The organism is Neorhizobium alkalisoli (genome assembly GCF_007829835.1).
GTDB lineage: Bacteria > Pseudomonadota > Alphaproteobacteria > Rhizobiales > Rhizobiaceae > Neorhizobium.
The window spans coordinates 562,534-584,257 of record NZ_VIWP01000002.1; the positions used below are offsets into that span (position 1 = coordinate 562,534).

At 60.8% G+C, this 21,724-nt stretch carries 23 protein-coding genes; 16 read left to right on the forward strand and 7 right to left on the reverse strand.

Annotated features, from left to right (window positions below):
* Nucleotides 1-160: 160 nt before the first annotated feature.
* From FHW37_RS08540 to FHW37_RS08555, 4 genes are all read left to right on the forward strand, one after another.
* Nucleotides 161-499 carry a hypothetical protein gene (locus tag FHW37_RS08540; RefSeq protein WP_186458190.1) on the forward strand — a complete coding sequence of 113 codons (339 nt, stop codon included), beginning with the start codon at nt 161-163 and terminating at the stop codon, nt 497-499.
* Entirely contained in the window at nt 496-684 is a 189-nt protein-coding gene (locus FHW37_RS08545; RefSeq protein WP_145635005.1) for a helix-turn-helix transcriptional regulator, read from the forward strand. Before FHW37_RS08540 ends, FHW37_RS08545 begins: the two co-directional genes overlap by 4 nt.
* A 47-nt stretch (nt 685-731) precedes the next feature.
* Complete coding sequence (locus FHW37_RS08550; protein ID WP_145635008.1) at nt 732-1,223, forward strand: hypothetical protein; 492 nt, start codon at nt 732-734, stop codon at nt 1,221-1,223.
* Nucleotides 1,224-1,384: 161 nt separating this feature from the next.
* Nucleotides 1,385-2,494: a pyridoxal phosphate-dependent aminotransferase gene (locus FHW37_RS08555; protein WP_145635011.1), complete on the forward strand. Its 1,110-nt coding sequence runs from the start codon at nt 1,385-1,387 to the stop codon at nt 2,492-2,494.
* A gap of 286 nt (nt 2,495-2,780) precedes the next feature.
* On the opposite strand, the gene FHW37_RS08560 is transcribed toward FHW37_RS08555, so the two are convergent.
* Nucleotides 2,781-3,047, reverse strand: coding sequence for an SEL1-like repeat protein (locus FHW37_RS08560; protein WP_145635014.1), 267 nt, complete (start codon nt 3,045-3,047; stop codon nt 2,781-2,783).
* 505 nt (nt 3,048-3,552) lie between these two features.
* Here FHW37_RS08560 and FHW37_RS08565 point away from each other — a divergent pair.
* The 5 genes from FHW37_RS08565 to vapC all read left to right on the forward strand — a co-directional run bounded on the left by FHW37_RS08565 (nt 3,553) and on the right by vapC (nt 6,518).
* Nucleotides 3,553-3,903, forward strand: a complete 351-nt coding sequence (locus FHW37_RS08565; protein ID WP_145635016.1) for a DUF2147 domain-containing protein — start codon at nt 3,553-3,555, stop codon at nt 3,901-3,903.
* Between the two features lie 203 nt (nt 3,904-4,106).
* On the forward strand, nt 4,107-4,274 hold the full coding sequence (locus tag FHW37_RS33500) for a hypothetical protein (protein WP_186458191.1): 168 nt from the start codon (nt 4,107-4,109) through the stop codon (nt 4,272-4,274).
* Nucleotides 4,275-4,341: 67 nt separating this feature from the next.
* Nucleotides 4,342-5,841 (forward strand): AMP nucleosidase, encoded by a 1,500-nt coding sequence (gene amn / locus FHW37_RS08570; protein ID WP_145635018.1) that lies wholly within the window; start codon nt 4,342-4,344, stop codon nt 5,839-5,841.
* A 60-nt stretch (nt 5,842-5,901) separates the two neighbouring features.
* Entirely contained in the window at nt 5,902-6,132 is a 231-nt protein-coding gene (locus tag FHW37_RS08575; protein WP_145635020.1) for a type II toxin-antitoxin system VapB family antitoxin, read from the forward strand.
* Complete coding sequence (gene vapC / locus FHW37_RS08580) at nt 6,129-6,518, forward strand: type II toxin-antitoxin system VapC family toxin (RefSeq protein WP_145635022.1); 390 nt, start codon at nt 6,129-6,131, stop codon at nt 6,516-6,518. Before FHW37_RS08575 ends, vapC begins: the two co-directional genes overlap by 4 nt.
* On the opposite strand, the gene FHW37_RS08585 is transcribed toward vapC, so the two are convergent.
* Complete coding sequence (locus FHW37_RS08585; RefSeq protein ID WP_145635024.1) at nt 6,519-7,481, reverse strand: lysylphosphatidylglycerol synthase domain-containing protein; 963 nt, start codon at nt 7,479-7,481, stop codon at nt 6,519-6,521. It abuts the gene before it with no gap.
* A gap of 85 nt (nt 7,482-7,566) precedes the next feature.
* On the opposite strand from FHW37_RS08585, the gene FHW37_RS08590 reads away from it, so the two are divergent.
* Genes FHW37_RS08590 through FHW37_RS08605 form a run of 4 tightly spaced genes read left to right on the forward strand, consistent with a single transcriptional unit; the run spans nt 7,567 to nt 12,153 of the window.
* Nucleotides 7,567-8,586 carry a glycosyltransferase family 2 protein gene (locus FHW37_RS08590; RefSeq protein WP_145635026.1) on the forward strand — a complete coding sequence of 340 codons (1,020 nt, stop codon included), beginning with the start codon at nt 7,567-7,569 and terminating at the stop codon, nt 8,584-8,586.
* Nucleotides 8,561-10,081 (forward strand): glycosyltransferase family 39 protein, encoded by a 1,521-nt coding sequence (locus FHW37_RS08595; RefSeq protein ID WP_145635028.1) that lies wholly within the window; start codon nt 8,561-8,563, stop codon nt 10,079-10,081. Before FHW37_RS08590 ends, FHW37_RS08595 begins: the two co-directional genes overlap by 26 nt.
* Nucleotides 10,082-10,126: 45 nt before the next feature.
* Nucleotides 10,127-11,683 carry an ArnT family glycosyltransferase gene (locus tag FHW37_RS08600; protein ID WP_145635030.1) on the forward strand — a complete coding sequence of 519 codons (1,557 nt, stop codon included), beginning with the start codon at nt 10,127-10,129 and terminating at the stop codon, nt 11,681-11,683.
* A gap of 11 nt (nt 11,684-11,694) precedes the next feature.
* A complete protein-coding gene (locus FHW37_RS08605; RefSeq protein WP_145635032.1) occupies nt 11,695-12,153 on the forward strand; it encodes a GNAT family N-acetyltransferase in 459 nt (152 codons plus the stop codon).
* Nucleotides 12,154-12,206: 53 nt separating this feature from the next.
* Here FHW37_RS08605 and FHW37_RS08610 read toward each other — a convergent pair whose 3' ends face one another.
* A complete protein-coding gene (locus FHW37_RS08610) occupies nt 12,207-12,461 on the reverse strand; it encodes a hypothetical protein (protein ID WP_145635034.1) in 255 nt (84 codons plus the stop codon).
* 108 nt (nt 12,462-12,569) lie between these two features.
* The gene (locus FHW37_RS08615) at nt 12,570-13,937 is read right to left on the reverse strand and encodes an aspartate aminotransferase family protein (protein WP_145635037.1); all 1,368 of its coding nucleotides are present in this window, start codon (nt 13,935-13,937) and stop codon (nt 12,570-12,572) included.
* Between the two features lie 125 nt (nt 13,938-14,062).
* On the opposite strand from FHW37_RS08615, the gene FHW37_RS08620 reads away from it, so the two are divergent.
* Together FHW37_RS08620 and FHW37_RS08625 are read left to right on the forward strand one after the other, a co-directional pair.
* Complete coding sequence (locus tag FHW37_RS08620; protein WP_145635040.1) at nt 14,063-15,397, forward strand: glutamine synthetase family protein; 1,335 nt, start codon at nt 14,063-14,065, stop codon at nt 15,395-15,397.
* A 104-nt stretch (nt 15,398-15,501) separates the two neighbouring features.
* On the forward strand, nt 15,502-17,790 hold the full coding sequence (locus FHW37_RS08625; protein WP_145635042.1) for a mechanosensitive ion channel family protein: 2,289 nt from the start codon (nt 15,502-15,504) through the stop codon (nt 17,788-17,790).
* Between the two features lie 11 nt (nt 17,791-17,801).
* Here the strand turns inward: FHW37_RS08625 and FHW37_RS08630 are convergent, their stop codons facing one another.
* Nucleotides 17,802-18,506 (reverse strand): SDR family oxidoreductase, encoded by a 705-nt coding sequence (locus tag FHW37_RS08630; RefSeq protein ID WP_145635044.1) that lies wholly within the window; start codon nt 18,504-18,506, stop codon nt 17,802-17,804.
* A 119-nt stretch (nt 18,507-18,625) separates the two neighbouring features.
* Here FHW37_RS08630 and FHW37_RS08635 point away from each other — a divergent pair, with 119 nt between their 5' ends.
* A complete protein-coding gene (locus FHW37_RS08635; RefSeq protein WP_145635046.1) occupies nt 18,626-19,543 on the forward strand; it encodes a LysR substrate-binding domain-containing protein in 918 nt (305 codons plus the stop codon).
* Between the two features lie 36 nt (nt 19,544-19,579).
* Here FHW37_RS08635 and FHW37_RS08640 read toward each other — a convergent pair whose 3' ends face one another.
* Nucleotides 19,580-20,329 (reverse strand): SDR family oxidoreductase, encoded by a 750-nt coding sequence (locus FHW37_RS08640; RefSeq protein WP_246690706.1) that lies wholly within the window; start codon nt 20,327-20,329, stop codon nt 19,580-19,582.
* Nucleotides 20,330-20,620: 291 nt separating this feature from the next.
* Nucleotides 20,621-21,562: a diacylglycerol/lipid kinase family protein gene (locus FHW37_RS08645; protein WP_145635051.1), complete on the reverse strand. Its 942-nt coding sequence runs from the start codon at nt 21,560-21,562 to the stop codon at nt 20,621-20,623.
* Nucleotides 21,563-21,724: the final 162 nt, after the last annotated feature.

Consider the following 21,724-nt stretch of genomic DNA (forward strand, 5'->3'; position numbering starts at 1 on the left):
CTTGCGGATTTCGGCGCACCGGCTGCCTCCGGAAAGCATGGAGATGTAAAGCGTCCTTGACACCGCTGGCGCCTCGCCAATATGTAAAGGAAACTTTACATGGAGCAGTCAGATGCGAATTCCGGCCAGATATCGTTATTTCTTAGAATTCGGCGCCTGCATGGCGGCCTATATCATCGCACTGATCGCCTCCATCTCCGTCCTGAACACGATCGACGGCGGACCTGCATTCCGCATTATACTCTCTCTTCTGCCCATGCTCCCCGGCATTGCGATCTGCTGGGTGGTGCTGCGACAGCTTCGCCGCATGGATGAGATGCAGCGCAGGATGCAGTTTGAGGCGCTGGGTCTCGCCTTCGCGGCAACCGCAGTCGTGACCTTCAGCTACGGTTTTCTCGAAGGTGTCGGTTTTCCGAAAATGTCGATGTTCGTCATCTGGCCCGTCATGGCCACGTTCTGGATCATCGGCACCATCGCAAGCCATCTGCGTTACCGATGAAAAACCGGCTCAAAGCGCTTCGCGCCGAAAGACAATGGTCGCAAGGCGAGCTCGCCACACGCCTTGATGTCTCCAGACAGACGATCAATGCGATAGAAACCGGCCGTTACGACCCCAGCCTGCCGCTTGCCTTTGCAATCGCGCGCGTCTTCGGCCTGAAGATCGAAGAGATTTTCGAGGAATAGAATCAGCATGGCGTCCTGCACGCGCACCGGAAAGCGAGCAAAACCCGATGAGCCTCAACGACACGAACGCCCTGTCGGCGGGCAAGACCGCGATTCTCGGCGTTGCGGACTGGATCAGGAGACTGGAGAGCGATCCGGATATTTCCGTCTGGCAGGTATGGCTGGGCGTGCGCGAACCACTCACCCGGACATTCTATTACAGGCTCTCCAGCGCGCGCCAAAAACATTATGCCTATCTGCCGGGAGCGCCGATGCAGGTCTGCAAGGGCAGCGAGTTCACCAGCCGGTTCGAGCGAGCCCTGGAATGCCCGGCATTCATCAATCTCGTGAACCTCACCTTCGACTTCCCGCCGGCGGCAGATATCGGGGACCATACGGATCTCGATGACCGATGGATCGTCTCCTATCACTCGAGCTTCACCGATACCCGCCTGTCAGGAAATGAGCAGTTTCAGAAATCGACGCGGTTTTTTGTCGGCCTGAAAGGTCATGCCGCCGCTCTGGAAAGCGATGCCGCACGCCTGACTGCGCGGCTCTAGAGCCCCCGGCCTTATTGCCCGCTGCCGCAATGCGATTCGGACTGTTTTTCGCCCACTCTCCCCAATGCGGCAAAGGCGCACTTGCGCGACAGGCAAACCCTCCTATTGTGGGCGCGATTTCGAAACGGACCCTTTTGGTCCCCTCACTGGACCCCTCTGCCATGCCCGCATTCTCGCGCTTCACACCTCTGGTGGGTGCCCTTCCCTCCACCGTTCCCTTTGTCGGCCCAGAAGCCATCGAGCGCAATCGCGGCCTCGAGGTGAAGGCGCGCATCGGCGCCAATGAAAACGGCTTTGGCCCCGCGCCTTCGGTGATCGAGGCGATGCGCACGGCGGCAACCGATACGTGGAAATATGCGGATCCGGAAAATTTCGAGCTGAAAAGCGCCCTTGCTGCCCATCTCGGCTGTCAGCCGGGCAATCTGGCGATCGGCGAAGGTGTCGATGCGCTCTTGGGCATGATCGTACGCATGGTGATCGATCCCGGCATGCCGGTCGTCACCTCGCTCGGCGCCTATCCGACCTTCAACTTCCATGTCGTCGGTTATGGCGGCAGACTGGTGACGACGCCTTATGTCGACGACCGCGAGGATCTGAACGGCCTGCTGGATCTCGTGCGCCGGGAAAATGCGCCTCTCGTCTATTTCGCCAACCCGGACAATCCGATGGGCAGCTGGCACAAAGCCGAGGATGTGGTCGCTTTCGCCAAGGCTCTGCCGGAAACCTGCCTGATGGTGCTGGACGAAGCCTATTGCGAAACAGCACCCGAAGGTGCCACGCCGGCGATTGCCGAGCTGATCGACTTGCCGAACATCGTGCGCACCCGCACCTTCTCCAAGGCCTATGGTCTTGCCGGCTCGCGTGTCGGTTACGTGATCTCGACGCCGGGCACGGCACAGGCCTTCGACAAGGTCCGCAACCACTTCGGCATGAACCGGATCGGCGTTGCCGCCGCGATCGCGGCCCTCAAGGATCAGGCCTATCTTTCCGAGGTGATCGGCAAGATCAAGGTTTCGCGCGAAAGGATTGCGGCAGTTGCCGCCGCCAACGGCCTCAAGGCCCTGCCTTCCGCCACCAATTTCGTGGCAATCGACTGCGGCCGCGACGGCGCTTACGCCAAGGCGATCGTCGACGGGCTGATGCAGCACGGCGTCTTCATCCGCATGCCGGGTGTCGCGCCGCTCAACCGCTGCATCCGCGTCAGCACCGGACCGGAAGCGGACATGGCGCTTTTTGAACAGGCGCTGCCACAGGTTCTGGCTTCGCTTTAAAGCACGTCGCGATCCTTCGGATTCGCTTCCGCGCTTTAAGCTTTTGTTTTATCGCATGTCGTTATCGCAAAACCGCTGCACACTTTTGCGCGACATGCTTGAGCCCCGGAATCGACAGGAATCAAAACGACCGCGCCGGCCTTGTTTCTGCCGGTCGCGGTCGCAATTCTTCGGCTTCGGCTCCCTGACCGCTGCCGTCCATCCCGTTTTATTGTTTGTTCTTGTCGATCTTTATTGCTGCCGGCTTCTTCAACGACCGGCTCTGCATTGAAATTTTCAGAAGATCTCAGTGGACCGTCATCCATTCGCGGGCCGCACGCAGCGCGGTCGCCAGCTGCATCTTGGTCATCGTGGCGGCCAGATCGGCGCGCAGCTCGGCGGCGCGGTCACAGCCCTTGATCGCGGCGATGTTCAGCCACTTGTGGGCGGAGACGAGGTCGACCGGGCAACCACGGCCCGTCGCATACATCAGACCCATTTCGCACAGGGCGTCTGCCCGTGTCTCGCCACCCATGGTGGCCATTTCAGAACCATTCATTTCAAAGCGTGCCATCGGTTTTATCCCTGTTTAAAAGGTTGTTGTTCGTCTGCCCTGTTTTCCATCCGGACCACCGTCTTCTGCGGCTGTTGTTAAGGTCCTTCAGGGTGGCGGTTTGTCCCGCTCGTCTTGTGGCTTCACTATCGCTCAAACCTTGCAATGGACGCCTAAAAAGCAGAGTTAATTCAACGAAAACAAAGTTCAAATGCTTCGTAAACTTGGGTTTTCGTTAAGCATCGGATGCCTTGCATTTTAAGGATTTTGGCTCTCTGTTTACGAAGCATTTACGATGGCGCGTAAACCGAATGTTCACCACGAATTCGGGTCGCGTTTTTTCCTCTTGCGGAAAATGGGCGCAAAGCCGCACCGGAAAACCGGCGTTTCCGAGGATAATCCGAGCAGTATTTACCTTTACGTCTGCGTCAGATAGATCTCTTCCAACCCGCGCGGAGGAGCACGGCCAGGACGACAAACCACCGCCCGCTGAAACGAGGCGGTGATGAATGGGAGGATTTTTCTGATGAAGCGCACACTTATGCTGGCGGCCGCCTTTTCGCTTGCGGCCATTGTCGGCCCGATGGCGGCCCAAGCCGCCGAGCCGATCGAGGGCAACTGGAAGACGGAGAGCGGCGAGACGGCTGCGATCGGCAAATGCGGCGACGGCTTCTGCATCACCCTGAAGACCGGCAAGTTTTCCGGCCGCCAGATCGGCAAGCTTTCCGGCGCGGGCAGCGAATATACCGGCGAGATCACCGATCCCGAAGCCGACAAGACCTATAGCGGATCCGGCTCCGTCAGCGGCAATTCGCTGAAGATGAAGGGATGCGTCCTGAAGATCCTCTGCAAGTCGCAGACCTGGACGCGGCTTTAAAAGCTTGATGCGGAGGCAGTGCCGTGGTCGCGGCACTGCTTTTTTCATGATGAGGCTGCGTTGGGGGCTTTGGACTTCTCAAAAGCCATCATTAATCACCCTGAATGCCTCATGAATTCGGCTCTCAGCACCCATTCAGTCCGCCGCCTCTATTCTGCCTCCAATTCGCTCCGAACCGTTCCGAGGGCGATCTGGAGGGGTTCATGGATATCATCATTGCGCGCCGGCTCACCATCATCACGCTGACCTTCATGATCTTCGCGCTGACCTTCTCGGCACTGGTCGCCCATCCCGGCCGTCACGGGAGCTATCAGCTTGGCGGGCTTGCCGGCGGCTGCGAGGCAATGATGTCCTGCCATGTCTCGCTGTGATGGTTGTGCGCCATAAACATGGTTGCGCCGTCATTTGATTGTCGGCGAGATCTCATTATAATGGCGCATGAACACACGAATCTCTCTCTCCCCCCTCGCATTCATCAGCCCGGCCCCGGTGCCGGCACAAAGTTTCGACAATCCGGTCGAGGCTGTGGATGCCCTGATCGCGCTCTATGAGCGCAACACGCAATTCCTGATCGAGGCCTTCGGTGGCCTTGCCAAGGGCGATCCGGTGACCGCCCGTTATCGCGCCTGCTATCCGCAGGTGTCGATCGAGACGACCTCGTTCGGCCATGCCGATTCGCGCCTCTCCTACGGCCATGTCGCCTCGCCCGGTGTCTATACGACGACTGTCACGCGGCCAAAACTGTTCCGGCATTACCTGATCGAACAGCTCGACCTTCTGATGCGCAATCACGGCGTTCCGGTCGTGGTGTCGGAATCGACGACGCCCATCCCGCTGCATTTTGCTTTCGGGGAAGGCGCCCATGTCGAAGCCTCGGCCACCAATTCGCTGGCCGACATCCCGATGCGCGACCTGTTCGACACGCCGGATCTCAACAATACCGACGATCTCATCGCCAATGGCGAATATGAAGCGTCGCCCGGCGAGCCGGCGCCGCTTGCGCCCTTTACCGCCCAGCGCATCGACTATTCGCTGGCACGCCTCAGTCATTACACGGCGACCGGCGCCGAGCACTTTCAGAATTTCGTGCTCTTCACGAACTATCAGTTCTATATCGACGAATTCGCTGCCTGGGCCCGCAAGCTGATGGCGGAAGGCGGCGAAGGCTATACAGCCTTTGTCGAGCCCGGAAATATCGTCACACCAGCCGGTGCCGACCGGCCGGACGCGCCGGGCGCGGTGCGCCTGCCGCAGATGCCGGCCTATCACCTGAAAAAGGGCGACCATTCCGGCATCACGCTGGTCAACATCGGCGTCGGCCCCTCCAACGCCAAGACGATCACCGACCATATCGCCGTGCTGCGCCCGCATGCCTGGCTGATGGTCGGCCATTGCGCGGGCCTCAGAAACAGCCAGCGGCTCGGTGATTATGTTCTGGCCCACGCCTATGTGCGCGAAGACCACGTGCTCGACGACGACCTGCCCGTCTGGGTGCCGATCCCGGCGCTGGCCGAAGTGCAGCAAGCGCTGGAAAGCGCCGTCGAGGAAGTGACCGGTTACGAAGGTTTCGAACTGAAGCGGATCATGCGCACCGGCACGGTCGCGACGATCGACAACCGCAACTGGGAACTCCGCGACCAGAAGGGACCGGTCAAGCGTCTCTCCCAATCACGCGCGATTGCACTCGACATGGAATCGGCAACGATCGCGGCGAACGGTTTCCGCTTCCGCGTGCCCTATGGCACCCTGCTCTGCGTTTCCGACCGGCCGCTGCATGGCGAGCTGAAACTGCCTGGCATGGCGACCGCCTTCTACCGCACCCAGGTCAGCCAGCATTTGCAGATCGGCATCCGCGCCGTGCAGAAACTGGCGGCCATGCCGACCGAGACGCTGCATTCGAGAAAGCTCAGGAGCTTTTACGAGACGGCGTTTCAGTAAGATTGCGAGGCCTGCTTCAATGGTGTATGATTTTTCGAAATCATACACCATGAGGCTGAGATGCGTACCAATATCGAATTGGATGACGATTTGATCGCAGAAGCCATGGAGCTTGGCGGCTTATCGACGAAGAAGGCTGCCGTAGATCAGGCGCTTCGAGATTTTGTCCGAACCAAAAGGCAGTTGCGCGCCATCGATAACCTTGAAGGTATCGGCTGGGACGGCGATCTGGCTGCAGCGAGAGACAACTCTGTCAGATATGGAAACTGGGGCTTTCAGGAGGGGGAATGATCGTTGCGGATAGTTCCGTCTGGATTTCCCTCTTTCGCAAAGATGATGTCGACGTCGCTTCCAGATTGCGGTCATTGATACCCCGTGGCGTCGTTCTGCTCGGGGACGTCATCCTGATGGAAGTACTGCAAGGCGCGCGGGACAATCACCAGGCACGTTGGATCGAGCAGAATTTGCGGGATTTCCCGGTTGTGTCGATGCTGTCTCCCGAATTGGCGGTCAGGGCTGCATCCAATTACCGAGCACTGCGTGAGCGCGGCTTTACGATCAGCAAGGCGCCCGATCTGATTATCGGAACGTATTGCATAGCCAATGGCTACAGTCTCTTGCAGCGCGACAAGGACTACCTGCCGATGGCAGAGCATCTCGGCCTCAAACTAGTCTGATCACCCTTCCGTCTTCGGCCGCGCCGCAAACAGCGACAGCGCAGTGCCGATCATCGACGAGACGATCACCAGCAGATGGGTGTTGACCGCCGCACGCCCCAGTTCCGCCAGCGACGGGCCGCTCGCGCCTGCACCGAAAGCAACCGCACCGGCAGTGATGCCGGCGGGATAGGTGCCGACGCCGGCGGGGGCGTGGATCGGCAGGACGGAAGAGAGCTCTCCGCCCAGCGCGCCGCCGAAACCGGCCGCGATGTTCAGATCGCCGAGCAGGCAAAGAACCCAGGCGAGAACGGCAATCTTGGTGAACCAGTTGATCAGCGTCGCGCCCCAGGCGCGGGCAAAGGCGCCGGCATTGGCGGGAAGACCGGCCTCGACCTCGTCCAGCAGCTTTTTCGCCTTGCCGGGCAGGATTTTTGCCGCGAAACGCAAAGCGTGGCTGCGCAGCGCAAAGGCGCCGGCCGGCAGGATGAGGAAGACGAGCCAGAGGCCCCAGGCCCAGGCATGGCCGTTCTGCAGCGCAAGCCCGGTACCGGCCGCGGCAAGCAGCGCATGCAGGTCGAACAGGCGCATGACGAACAGGGCCGATGTACCGCGGGCGATCGGCAGATCGAACTCGCGCTTCATCAGCAGTGGAAAGCTCGCCTCGCCGGTGCGGAAGGGCAGCATGATGTTGAGGAGATTATGCACCTGCGTGAGGCGCAGCAGCGTGCCGAAACGGCCGGCAGTTTCCGTCGGAAAGTAATCGTAGATGCGCCAGGTGCGCAGGACATAGGTCGCGAGCAGAAGAAGAAGCGCGATCAGGCCGGATGTCCAGCCCGCCTCGATCCACAGCGAAACGACGCTTTCCCAGCCCCAGACCCATTGGATGAAGACGGCATAGACCAGCACGATCGCCAATGTTGCAAGGCTCATGGCGTGGCGAATTATCCACGGGCGACGGCTGGCAACCGGGGAATTCTTCATATAGTAGGAGGCCCCATCTGACGTTTGCGGGTCGGTATCGCCATGACGGCGGCTTTGAGGCCCGAGTTTCTAGGAGAAACACAAGGTGCGTACAACAGCAGAATCGGTCAAGAGCCGCATCGAGCCGGCGGAACCGATCGAACTGTCCCTCGTCGTGCCACTCTTCAATGAAGAGGAAAGCGTCGGCCCGCTGATCGAGCGGATCTGCGAGGCCATGACCGGTTATACCTCGACCTGGGAACTGATCCTCGTCGATGACGGCAGCACGGATGCGACCATTACCAATGCCCGTTCCTGGCTCGGCCGGCAGGGTCTCGATCTCAAGATCGTCGCCCTGCAGCGCAACTTTGGCCAGACGGCCGCCATGCAGGCCGGCATTACCCAGGCTTCGGGCCGGCTGATCGCGACGCTGGACGGCGACCTGCAGAACGACCCGAAGGACATTCCGGCCATGGTCGGCGAACTGGAGCGGCGCGAGCTCGACCTTTTGGTCGGCTGGCGGAAAAACCGCAAGGACGGTCTTGTCCTTCGGAAAATCCCGTCCTTCATCGCCAACCGGCTGATCGGCCGCATTACCGGCGTGCGCCTGCACGATTACGGCTGTTCCTTGAAAATCTATCGCGGCTCGGTCATCAAGCAGGTCAAGCTGATGGGCGAGATGCACCGTTTCATTCCGGCCTGGGTGGCCGGCGTCGTGCCGAGCTCGCGGATCGGCGAAATGCCGGTGACGCACCATGCCCGCCAGCACGGCGTTTCGAAATACGGTATTTCGCGCACATTCCGGGTCATTCTCGATCTTCTGTCGGTGATGTTCTTCATGCGCTTCAAGGCGCGGCCGGGGCATTTCTTCGGCTCGCTTGGACTTGGCCTCGGCGCGCTTTCGGCGCTGATCCTGTTCTATCTGTTCATCGACAAGTTCATCATGGGCAACGATATCGGCACACGGCCGTTGTTCATGATCGGTGTCATGCTCTTCCTCTCGGCGGTGCAGATGATCACAACAGGCATTCTCGCCGAAATGCTCGCGCGGACTTATTACCGCGAGGATACGGCGCTGAGCTATATCGTCAGGGAAGTGTATGAAGGCGATACGCCGGCTCCGTGAGACCCTCGCACTTCGGCCCGAATTCGTTCTCTGGCTGATTGCTGCCTATTACATTACGGCGATCACCTTCCGTGTCCTGCGCACGGAGGGCCTTCAGAATGATGAGGCCGAACAGCTATTCCTGTCGCAATTCCTGCTGACCGGCTACGGCCGGCAGCCACCACTCTATAACTGGATCCAGCACGCTGTCGTCACCCAGCTAGGGCCGTCGATCCTGGCGCTGTCGCTGGTCAAGAACACGCTGCTTTTCCTGGCATGCGCGCTTTACGCCATGGCCGCCCGCAAGATCGTGACGCAGAAGGGCCTGCCGGCGATCGCAGCCCTCGGCGTCATCGCCGTGCCGACCATCTCCATCCTTGCCCAGCGCGACTTGACCCATGCGATCGCGACCATCTGTGCCGTCGCCTTTTTCCTTTACGGCTTCTTCGGCACGCTGACCCGGCCGAGCATCACCACCTATGCGCTGACCGGGCTTGCCGTCGGTCTGGGGCTGATCTCGAAATACAATTTCGTCATCGTGCCGGTTGCCGCGGCCCTCGCAATTCTGCCCGAGCCGGATTTCCGGCGCCGCCTTTACGATGTCCGGATGCTGGTGACGGTCGCCGTTGCTCTCGTCATCTGTCTTCCGCATGGCCTGTGGCTGATCGAGAATTTTCGTGCCGCGACGGTCGGCACGATCAATGCGATGCGCGACGATGCGACCGGCAACCCGATCGCCGACCGCTGGAGCGGCTTGAGCGACCTCGTCGTGTCGATCATCGACACCTCGTTTGCGCCGATCGCCTTTTACCTGGTCGTCTTTCGCGGCAAGATGCTGACCATCATCCGCGCCGAAAGCGTCTGGACCCGGGTTCTGGGCCGCACCATCATTTTCAGCCTTCTGCTCGTCTGTCTGATCGCCATTATCGGCATCGGCGCCTCGACGATGAGCCAGAAATGGCTTTCGCCCTTCCTGATGATGATGCCGCTCTACCTCTGTCTCAAGCTCGACGCTGCCGGCCCGATCGACCGCAATGCGACGCCGCATATGGCGGTGCCGGTCTTCCTCATGGCATTCGGTTTCATCATCTATCTGATGCTCAGCACGCTTCTGGCGCCCTTCACCGGCAGCTATCCGAAGGACAGCCTGCCTTCGCGGGCCTTCCTGCGCGAGGTTGTGGAAAAACAGATGGGCGGCGACCTCCCCGGCTATATCATTTCCGGCGACATGGCGCTTGCCGGTGCGGCACGGCTTGAACTGCGCGACGTGCCGGTGATCATGCCTAATCTCAACGAGATCGAGCAGGAACAGCTCTACAGGCCGGAGGCCGACGGGCTGGTCATCTGGCAGCCGAAGGGGCATGACACGACAATTCCGCCCTGGACCGCGGCCTTTCTTTCCGCGCACGGAATTGTTGCCAAGCCGGATGCAGTCAGAATATTGGATGTCCCGTTCATTCGTTCACGGGGAAAGGCGACGGCGCCTTTCGCCTATCTGGTGCTCGACAGGCGCTAGCGCATAACCATAGACCAGTGTTCTGGCCAGTATTCTGGAGATCCGATGAAACAAGCCCGCCTCTCACCGCTCGACGGAACGCGCCGGCTTGACGGCAGATCTCCGGTTGGTGGCCAGCTGGAAAGCGCCAAAACGCTGTTTTCGGTCCTCGCTGCCTATTTCCTCTTCAACATGGCCTTGCGGCTGATCATGCCGCACGGGCTGGAACTGGACGAGGCGGAACAGACCAATTTCTCGCAATGGCTGCTCGCCGGCTACAGCTCGCAACCACCGCTCTATAACTGGCTGCAATATGCGGTTTTTCAGATTTTCGGCACGTCTCTCGCCTCGCTTTCGGGGCTGAAGAACGCGCTGCTTTTCTCTTCCTATGTCTTCTATTATCTCGCTGCACGACAGGTCGTGGCGGACAAGCGGCTGGCAATCGTTGCAGCGCTTGGTCTGCTCACCATTCCGCAGGTCGCCTTTGAGGCGCAGCGCGATCTTAGCCACACGGTGGCGGCCATCTTTGGCGCGTCGCTTTTCGCCTATGCGCTGCTCAGAACCCTGTCGGCACCGTCCTTCGTGGCCTTTATCCTGTTCGGCATCGCCACCGGTGTCGGCGGCATTACCAAATACAATTTCATCCTGCTTCCGGCAGCGGCGCTGCTGGCGATCCTCTGCGACCGTGACTTGCGCCCGAAACTGCTCGACTGGCGGCTCCTGATCAGCGGCGTGATCGCTCTTGCAATCGTCACGCCGCATGCGCTCTGGCTGCGCGACAATTTTGCGGCGACGAGCAGCCACACGATGCAAAAACTGGTCGGCGGTGACGGCAATCCGTTTATCGCCATCCTTGAAGGTCTCGGGACGCTTGGCCTTTCGGCGATCGGATTCCTGGCGCTGACTTTCGTCATCTTTGCCATCTGCTATCGCGAGCATGTCAAAACGCTGATCAGGGCGGAAAACCGCTGGACCCGGTTTATCGGGCGCGTGCTGATCTTCTCGCTGGCGCTGATCGTGCTGATGGTTCTGTTTGCCGGCGTCGAGCGGGTGCGCGACCGCTGGCTGACGCCGATCCTCATTCTAGGCCCGCTCTATCTGACCCTCAAGGTCGATGCGGCAAAGATCCCGCTTCTGCCGGGGCTGAAACGGATCTGGATCACGGCCGGCATCATCATGGTGCTGGTGCCGGCTATCCTGTTCGGGCGGATCGCCACCTCGCGTTACACGCATGACTACGAATATATCAACATCCCCTTCCAGGCGGTTTCGCGCGAGGTCGCGTCGCGGATGGCGGGGGCGGATTCGGTGGTGCTGACCTCCGACGGGCAGCTGGCCGGTAATATCCGGCTGAACCTGCCGCAGGCGACCGTTTTGACGACCAAGGCGCCGACCGGCATGCAGCCCGTCTCGCTCACATCCTACCAGCGCATCGTTTTCGCCTGGCGCGACCGGGACGGCTCGACGCCGGCGACTTTCGAGGCCGAGTTTGCCGATTACCTGCGCGAGCGGGGGATTACCGCGACCTCGCCTTCGGTCGCAATCGTCAGCTATCCCTATGTCTGGGGTAATGTCGGCGATCAGTATGCGTTCGGGATCGCCGTGATGGATCTGCCGCGCTGATGGAGCCAACCATGCCGGTCACGATATCTGTCGAGAGCCCACGTCAAGCTGGCGTGATCAGGCTTTTGGAGGCGTCCAATGCCTATGCTGCCTCATTGTACCCGGCAGATAGCAACCATCTTCTCGACCTCGAAACCTTAGAAAAACCAAACGTTACGTTTTTCGTCGCGAGAAGAGACGAAGACATCGTTGGCTGCTGCGCCCTGGTGAATTCCGGTGATATGACGGGTGAAATCAAGCGCATGTTCGTCGATCCGGATGCGCGCGGCCTTAAAATCAGCAAACGAATTATGGACCAGCTCGTTCTTCGAGGCCTGGAAATGCGTCTGCGGGCCATCCGGCTGGAAACCGGCATCTACCAACCCGAAGCCATCAGACTTTATCGCAGTTACGGGTTTCGGGAGATCGGGCCTTTCGGGAGTTATAAAGCTGACCCCCTTAGCCTTTTTATGGAAAAAGAACTGACCTGAGCCAACCGCAGCGGAGCGATGATGTCCGCTTAGGGCCGAAAGCAGTCTTGGCTTTATTCGGGAGGATCGAAGCCGGCAACAGACTTGCCATCACGCCCTATTACTGAACCGCCGCTCACCACAATAACGTAGGGCGTCTGTTTCGATGGTAAGGGATCGTCTGGATCGCCAGTAAAAAACCTTACACTATTACCCAGATCATCGGGATCGTCCCATCGCCAGCCCGGAGCGCTGGAGGTAGGGCGGCCCATCCAGTGCGACGGGATTTTCTCCGGTCGGACCTTACCTGAAAAAATATCGTCTTCCATCAGAAACCCTGCTAGTTGAATGGCGCATACTGCATAGTCGTATACTGATTTCAATGACCGCTTCGGGCCGAAAGCAGTCTTGGCTGGTCGTCGGATATTCCTCGCCGCCTATCCCAGCCCCTTCTCCCGCAAATGATCCAGCGCCTTCGACAAGGTCTCGATCACCTGATCCACTTCGCTCCGGCTGATCGTCAGCGCCGGCGATGCCAGCATGCGGTCGCCGGTGGCGCGCAGGATCAGGCCGTTTTCGAGGCAGTGGTTGCGCACCAGCGTGCCGATATCGTCCGGCTTTTCGTAACGGCGGCGCGTGGCCTTGTCGGCCGCCAGCTGCAGGCCGCCCATCAGGCCGACCGATTGGGCCTCGCCAACGACTTCATGGCTTTCGAGGCTTTTCCAGGCGGCGGCGAAATAGGGGCCGATATCGTCGCGGACACGTTCCACCAGCCCCTCTTCCTCGATGATGCGGATGTTTTCCAGCGCTGCGGCAGCGGCGACCGGGTGACCGGAATAGGTAAAGCCGTGATAAAACTCGCCGACCTCGTTCATCATCACCTCGGCGACACGGTCCGAGACCAGCACGCCGCCGATCGGCAGATAACCGGAGGACAGGCCCTTGGCGATCGGCGCGAGATCCGGCTCGACGCCGTAATGCTGGTGCCCGAACCATTCTCCGAGTCGGCCGAAGCCGCAGATGACTTCATCCACCACCAGCAGGATGTTGCGCGCCTTGCAGATGCGGGCGATTTCCGGCCAGTAGGTGTCCGGCGGAATGATGACGCCGCCGGCCCCCTGGATCGGCTCGGCGACGAAGGCGGCGACGCGGTCCTCGCCGAGTTCGTCGATCTTCGTTTCCAACTCGCGGGCGATCTTCAGGCCGAATTCGGCCGGCGAAAGATGTTCGCCCTCGGCATACCAGTAGGGCTGGTTGATATGGTGGATGCCGTCGATCGGCAGGTTGCCCTGTTCGTGCATCAGCTTCATGCCGCCGAGCGAGGCGCCGGCGACGGTGGAGCCGTGATAGCCGTTCTTGCGGGCGATGACCTGCGTTTTCTGCGGCTTGCCGAGCGCCTTCCAGTAGACGCGCGCCATGCGGAACCAGGTATCGGTCGCTTCCGAGCCGGAATTGGTGAAGAAGACGCGGTTGAGATTTGGCCCCGCATGCGAGGCGACCTTCTGGGCAAGCAGGGTGGCGGGCGGCGTCGTGGTGCCGAAAAAGGCGTTGTAATAGGGCAGTTCCTGCATCTGCCTGTAGGCCGCCTCGGCAATCGACTTGCGGCCATAGCCGACATTGACGCACCACAGGCCGGCAAAGGCATCGAGATATTTTTTGCCGGTGGAATCAGTGATGAACAGGCCTTCGGCCCGCTCGATGATGCGGGTGCCGCGGGCGTTCAGCTCGGCCATGTCGGAAAAAGGATGGATGTGATGGGCAGCGTCGATCGCGGCGAGATTGGAAATCGATGGCTTTTCGTTCATGGCGTGCCTCCCTGCCCTTGAGCATCAGCCCAGCCCGATGCCTCAAGATTGTAAGGCCAATTCTTATCGGCTACGAACAGGCTTCTGCAACCATTCAAGTGCAACCGTTCAGGTGATCTTCCCGCATGGCTTTAGAAACCGCGCCGCCCCGTATCGAAATCCTGCTCGTCGGCATGAATGGCGACCTGCGCGGCAAGCAGATCCCGCTCGAGGCCGAAAAGAAGGTCTGGGACGGCACGGTGCGCCTGCCCTCCTCCACCCAGTCGCTGGATATCTGGGGCGATGACAATGACGATATTACCGGTCTGTCGCTTTCGGTCGGCGATCCGGACGGGCAATGCCTGCCGGACCGCCGCAGCCTTGCCCCCATGCCCTGGGCGCCGGAAGGATCGAAACAGGTCCTGGCGACGATGCACGAATTCGACGGCACGCCATCCTTCATGGATCCGCGCGCCATCCTCGCCGCGCTTCTGAAACGCTTTGATGACCGTGGCCTGACGCCGGTCGTGGCGACGGAGCTGGAATTTTACGTGGTCGAAGACGACTGGCGCGAGACCGGCAAGCCGAGGCCGCCGGCAAAACTGACCTATCGCGGCGAGCCGAACGGTTTTCAGCTCTACGACATGGGCGCCGTCGATGCGCTGGACGACTATCTGCAGACGGTGCGCAGCTGGGCCAAGGCACAAAATCTGCCGGCCGATGCGACGACGGCGGAATTCGGCCCTGGCCAGTTCGAGATCAATCTTTTGCACCGCGCCGATGCGCTGGCCGCCGCCGACGACTGCATTTACCTGAAGCGGATCGCTGAGCAGGCCGCCCGCAAGCATGGGCTCAAATCCACCTGCATGGCAAAACCCTATGCTGATCATGCCGGTTCCGGCCTGCATGTGCATGCCAGCATCATCGACCGCGACGGCAAAAACATTCTCGATGCCAAGGGCGGCGATCCGCAGAAACTCAAATCCGTCTCAGCCGGCATGCTGAAGACGATGCGCGATGCGCAGCTGATCTTTGCACCCTTTGCCAATTCCTACCGACGCTTTCAGCCCGGCTCGTTTGCGCCGGTCGATATCGACTGGGGGTTTGGCCATCGCGGCACGGCGGTGCGCATTCCGGATGCCGATGGCCCGGCTGCCCGTATCGAACACCGCGTCGCCGGCGCCGATGCCAACCCGTATCTGCTTTTGACCGCCATTCTCGGCGGCATGCTTTTGGGCCTAGACGAGACGCTTGATCCGGGTCCTGCGACCGAACCGGGCAAGGAACCGCCGGCCGGCACCAAACGCCTGACCCACGACTTTCTGACCGCCGTCGAAGACTTTTCCGCCTCGCCTTTCATCGCCGACGTGTTTGGCGAACGGTACCGGAAGCTTTATGGCGACACGAAGCGGAAGGAAGCGATAACCTACCTACGCACGGTTTCGGATTTCGATTATCAGACCTATCTGCCGCGGATCTGAGGCTTCGATTTCACGGCTCTGGCGAAAGGCAAAAATCCGTCCTACAGATATTGCGAGCATTCGCGGCGCGGCACACCGCCACGGAGGACCGCGGAGGATGTGGAATGGTGCTGGTCGACGGGTTTATCAAAGCGGTCATCAGGCGTTTGTGGCTCGGGCTGCTGGCGTTGGGCCTTGGGCTTTCCGGGGCCTCCGGCCTCTCCGCGCAGGACGCGCCGCTGACGATCGTACTGCGTCCGGGCCAGAGCGAAGCGGATATCAAGCCGATCCTCGACATTGCGGCGCAAAGCGGCCGGGCGGTCAGCATCCGAATGGATGGTGCGGCAAGCCCCTCCTCCAGTGCAGTTCAGGGTAATACATCAGCGACCACCCAGCAGACCAGCCAGGTCGCATCTGCCCCCGCCCAGCCAACTCCCCAGCCAACCATGGAAATGCCCGAGACGGCAGCGGCCAATATGGGCATGGCCTCCTGGGAACGCCTGACCAGCGCTTTCGGCCGCGGTGCCTCGACTGCGGTAGCCGGATTACTCGGCATGTCGACGATGATGGACATGACCAAGTCGCAGCTGGAGGCCGAGGGGATTGGCCATGGGCGGATCCTGTTCGTCGCCCTTTCGGCGATTGCTGCCGGGCTTGTCGCGGCCGGCCTGGTGAGGACGCTGTTTGCGCTTGCCATGCGTCACCGCGATCCTCGTGTTCACCGGATTGCCGGAAAATTCCGGCGGGCTTTCAAGCGGCTGATCGGCGATCTCGTGTCGGTCGCAATCTTTCTCGGCGTCGCGCGGCTGGTGTTGCACATGCTGCTGCGTGACAATACGGTCGCCTTCGAGGTCGGCCGGGGTGTCGTTGCCGTGGCGCTGGTCTCGCTGATCTACCTGTCGGTCGGCCGTTTCCTGTTTCGCCCGGACCAGACCGGCCAGACGCTGATCGCCATCCGGCATCCGCAATGGCATTTCCGCATTTTGGCTGTCTATGGCGTGATCAGCGCCTTTTTCAGCGAAGCGATGCGGATTTCCGACCAGATCGGCCTTGATCGCGGTTCGATCGACGGGCTGTTCCTGATCGGCGGCACACTGCTGACGCTCCTGAAACTGATCTGGTTCATCGGCGGACGGAGCAGCATTCGTGATGCCTTTATCGGCGAAAATTCCGGCCTCGTGCGCCGGGTGATCGGCAATATCCTGCCGGATTTCTACACCGTCTCGGCCATTTTCATCTGGCTCTCAGGCTTTCTTGTCGCCGGCACGCCGGATAGCGCCCGCTGGAGTTATGCCGCCGTGCTGACCCAGGTCATCCTGCTGGTCCTGCCGATCCTGGCGCTCGGTGCGCATCATGTGGTCGACGAATTCGCGCGCCATTGCGAGACGACCGGCGGTCCCGGCCTGATGTCCTCGATCCTTGCCAGCCTGCGCGTCGTCTGCTCGGGCGCAGTCTGGATCGGCGGGCTGCATCTGATCGCCGCCCTATGGTGGCCGCTGATGGCCGGCGACGCGGCGATCGCCACCGGCTGGATCATCTGGCTCGAGCGCCTCAGTTTCGCGATCGTCGCAAGCTGGGCGGTCTGCACGCTGATCTGGCGGTATTCGGAATCGATCGCCCCCTCGCCGCATGTGCAATTGCCCGGCCAGGAAGACGAACAGGCAAAAAAGCAGACCAGCCGGCTTTCGACCGCTCTGCCGGTCGTGCGCAATCTGGCGCTCGGGGCGGTGCTGGCGGTCGGGGCACTGCTGGTCCTGAGCTCGATCGGCATCAATGTCGCGCCATTGCTGGCAGGCTTCGGCGTGCTGGGTCTGGCACTTTCCTTCGGCTCGCAGGCGCTGGTCAAGGATGTCGTTTCGGGGATTTTCTTCATTACCGACGACGCATTCCGCATCGGCGAATATATCGATACCGGCAAGCTGCAGGGCACGGTCGAACAGATCACCGTCCGCTCGATCCGGCTTCGCCACCATAACGGCCCGATCCACACGATCCCCTTTGGCCAGATCAGCTCGGTCACCAATTTCAGCCGCGACTGGGGCACGACGAAATTTCAGCTGCGTTATGAGCGCGATGCGGATGCCGAGGTGATCCGCAAGATTGCCAAGAAGATCGGGCTTGCGCTTCTGGAGGATCCGGAATTCGGACCGGAATTTCTGATCCCGCTGAAGATGCAGGGCATTCAGGACATTACCGAGAATTCGATGATCGTCCGCTTCAAGTTCACCTCGCGGCCGGGCAATCCGAGCCTGATCAAGCGGGAGGCGATGAAGCGGCTGATCGCCGATTCCAAGGCCGCCGGCCTGGAATTCGCGTCGAATGCCGTGACCGTGCGCTCGGGAGCGGGCGGGCAGGCTTCGACCGAGGCTGCGGCGGCAGCGTCACTGCCGACCGCGACACCGATTGCCGTTTAAGCCGATCTCGATCACACCGACCGGGTCAGGCCACCATCGACCTTGAGGTTCTGGCCGGTGATGTAACCCGCCCCTTCCGAGGCGAGGAAGGCGACAGTTGCGGCGATTTCGGCGCTGGTGCCGTAACGCTTCATCGGCACGGAATCGCGGCGTTCCTCGATCGCCGGCAGGCTGTCGATCCAACCGGGCAGGACGTTGTTCATGCGGATATTGTCGGCCGCATAGGTATCGGCATAGATCTTCGTGTAGGAGGCAAGGCCGGCGCGGAACACGGCCGACGTCGGGAACATGGCGGCCGGTTCGAAGGCCCAGGCGGTCGAGATATTGACGATCGCGCCGGATTTCTGGGCCTGCATGATCGGCGTCACCAGCCGCACGGGGCGGATGACGTTCATCAGATAGACGTCGAGACCGGTATGCCATTGTTCATCGGTGATCTCGGTGATCTGAGCCCGCGGGCCGTGGCCGGCGCTGTTGACCAGGACGTCGATACGGCCCCATTTTTCCATGGTCACATCGACGAGGCGCTTGAGATCGTCATTCGACTGGTTGGAACCCGTAATGCCGATGCCGCCCAATTCGGCCGCCAGCGCCTCGCCCTTGCCGGAAGAAGACAGGATGGCGAGCTTGTAACCATCCTTGACCAGTCGCTTTGCGGTTTCGGCACCCATGCCGCTGCCGCCGGCCGTAACGATTGCTACTTTTTCTACTGACATGATCCGGTTCCTTTCAAAAAAGGCTGCTGCTTGATTATGGTCTGTCGAAAGGTCTAGCATCATGGGCGGCCACTCCGCCAATCAGTTCTCTTCTTTCCTGGCAGTAGAAAATCTATCGGATGAGCAATGCACCCGGAAAGCTTCCGTCGCTCAATGGCCTGAAAGCCTTCGAGGCTGCGGCGCGCCGTCTGAATTTCAGGCTTGCGGCAGAAGAACTCGGCGTGACGCAGGGGGCGGTGGCGCAGCAGGTGCGCGGGCTGGAAGCCGAACTTGGCGTCAGATTGTTCGAGCGGTTGCCACGCAGCCTTGCTCTGACCGGTGAAGGCCGGGGATATATCGCCGATATTCGGCGAGCCTTCGAGATCATCGCGCGGGCGACCGGCGATCTGCGGCCGCGGCCGGTGACGCTGACGATCAGCACGACGCCGACCTTCGCCTCGAAATGGCTGATCCCGCGCCTGCCCGACCTGACGGCCCGGCATCCGGATCTCGACATCCATATCGTCGCGACGGATCGCATCTCCAGCTTCCAGATCGACGGCATCGATCTCGCTGTCCGTTATGGTCGGCCGCCCTTCGGACCGGGGCTGGAATCGCGGCTTCTGTTCCGGCAGGAGATCATTGCCGTCTGCAGCCCGATGCTTCTGAAGGAACGCGCGCTGCCAAAAACCGCCGCGGAATTCTCCGGCTTCGCGCTACTCAACGATGCGCATAATTTCTGGCCGGAATTTCTCGAGCGGCATTTCAGCGGAAACCCGCAGCAGACGCCGCCGCTGTCGAAACGCATCAGCTTCAACCAGTCGTCGCATGCAATCGATGCCGCGATTGCGGGACAAGGGATTGCCCTTGCGACCCGCAGCTTCGTCGCCGGTGACCTTGCGGAGAAACGGCTGGTGCAGATGGATGCGCCAATCCTCTACGGGCCGTCGGACTTCTATCTCGTCTGGCCGCGGCATCGAAAATCCGCCGCGCTGCAATCGGCAATGGACTGGATGATTGCATCCATGGATGCAGGAGCCGAAGCGGCCACCCGGTAAAGGTCTCCGGATGGCCTGTGACATGGCGATCGGCGCTCAATCAGGGTTCATGGCAGCAAAGATGCTGTCGTAAGTGCCGTCGCGTTCGGCAAAGCGGCGGGCGAGGTCGCTGTCGAGCAGCAGTTCGCCGCGCGGATGCCTGCCCTCTTCCAGCATGGCCATGACCTCCGACATATAATCGCCGAGCGGCATCGCCCGTGGATCGGCAGCCTGGGCGGCCCCCGTCAGTTCGGTCTGAACATAGGGCGGCGACAGTTCGAGCACCTCGATCGGCAGTTTCCGCAGCTGGTGGCGCAGCGAGACCAGCCAGGAATGCAAAAAGGCCTTGCTGGCGCAATAGGCGGGAAAATCGGCGCGCGGCAGGAAGGCAAGCGCCGAGCTGGTTGCCATGATCGTTGCCTGCGGCTGTTCCTTGAGGATCGGCAGGAAGGCCGCGGTGACGCGCAGCACGCCGAGAATGTTGGTATTGACGATCGCCTCGGCAGCCGACGCGTCCCAATCGGGGGATGCCATGTCTTCCGTCCGCGAAATGCCGGCATTGGCGATCAGGACATTGAGTTCCGGGAAACGTCCGCGGACTTCCCCGACCAGATGCGGGAGGGAGCTGGGATCGTCGAGATCGAGATGGAGGCCGGTGATGCCGGGGCGAGCTTCAGCGATGTTTTCCAGCAAATCGCGGCGCCTACCGGTGACGATGACGCGATTGCCGCGATCATGAAATGCCTCGGCCAGTGCACGGCCGATGCCGCTTGTGCCGCCGGTGACGAGGATAGTGTTGTCGGTCATTCTCATTGTCGGACCTTTCAAAAGTCGTGCTTTTGGGAAGGCCACGGCGAGATCATCGATACCCGCAGACAAATGTGCGGAGCCGAAAAACGGTCCTGCAAAAACTTGTCCGGGGTGAGGATTGAAATCCATACCGCGCGCCTTGGTGATCGAGCTTTCCCAGCCGGGACCTTCTCGAAAAGGCGCGTTGGATGACGGTAACGCCTACGGCAGCGTTTGTATCGCTGCATGCAGATCGCTAATGGAAACGCCGCCGGCAGTCAATCCGGCAGCGGAAAGCCGCGCTGACGGTCAGATGCCGCCGCCCATCTCGTTTTCGCCGGCAGATGACCGTTGCGGCCGGTTGACCAGCACTTTCAGCTCGCCGGCATGGATCTTCAGAACGACATCGCGCTTCATCGGCAGGAGCTCACCATCGATGACGCAGCGCACGTCCTTGCGATGGCGGGGAAAATGCAGCTCCAGTTCGGTTGCGGTCATGGCGGTGACAGCCGCGTTTTCCTTCAGCCGGCCGCGCAGGATGTCGAAGGTGAGCTTGGCGACGCCGGCCGGCTTCATCGGTTCGGCAAGGTAAAAGCCGAGGCGGCCGCGCGTCAGGCTGTCGGCATACATCAGCGGGTCGCGGCCGAACTCGTTGTTGGAAACGGAAATCGCCGAGACCTTGCGATAATTCGTCTTGCCGTCGACCGTATATTCCACCTCGAATTCCGGCGGATTGAGCATGACGCCGATCGCCGCCCGCGTGCTAGCGCGGATCTTTCCCAGCCGCGAGGCAAAATGCATGGAATTGCGATAGCGCACCATGCGGGCATGCAGGCCGGCGGAAAACTGGTGGACGAAACTCTTGCCATTGGCGCTGGCAATGTCGATCGCCTCCGGCTCGCCCTCGGCAAGCGCATCGAGGACCTGCCAGATATCGAGCGGCAGCTTTAGCGAGCGGGCAAACAGGTTCATCGTGCCGGCCGGCACGACGCCGAGCGCAATGCCTTCCTTCCAGGCGATGCCGGCCGCTGCCGAGATCGTGCCATCACCGCCGCCGGCGATCAGGCCTTCGACACCCGAACGGCCGGCCGCCTTCTTCATCGCGTCGACCACATCGTCGCCGGGCACGACATGGCATTCGAAATCATGGCCTGCCGCGCGAAAAATCTCGGTGGCGCGGGCGCAATAGGCTTCCATGTCGGTGGTTCGGAAGGTACCGCCATCGCGGTTGAATACGGCAGACAGTTTCATCGCGTCCCGGGCTCACGAGCAAATTGGTCAGCCCATCAAGGGCAAGACAAAAATGGTCACTGCTCGAAAATTATCAACGGCATTTCGCTGCAACACCTTGCGACAAAAGCCCTCTGGAGCAGGACGGCGGCGCCAATCGAGGCTCGCTCGCACCCCGACATG